Here is a 311-nt window from a genome sequence, read left to right on the forward strand (position 1 = left end):
CCCAAGAGTTCATATCGACGGCGGTGTTTGGCACCTCGATGTCGGCTCATCACATCCTGGGGCTGAAGCCGGTCCCAAGGGTATGGCTGTTCGCCATTTAAAGTGGTACGCGAGCTGGGTTTAGAACGTCGTGAGACAGTTCGGTCCCTATCTGCCGTGGACGTTTGAGATTTGAGAGGGGCTGCTCCTAGTACGAGAGGACCGGCTTCAGCCCCAAGAGTTCATATCGACGGCGGTGTTTGGCACCTCGATGTCGGCTCATCACATCCTGGGGCTGAAGCCGGTCCCAAGGGTATGGCTGTGCGCCATTT

Annotated in this window: 1 rRNA gene; it reads left to right on the forward strand. The window is 57.2% G+C overall.

Annotated features, from left to right (window positions below):
• A 23S ribosomal RNA gene (locus tag GUI70_RS22940) occupies positions 1-311 on the forward strand; the annotation flags it as partial.

This window comes from Deinococcus alpinitundrae (assembly GCF_009982895.1).
Taxonomy (GTDB): Bacteria; Deinococcota; Deinococci; order Deinococcales; family Deinococcaceae; genus Deinococcus; species Deinococcus alpinitundrae.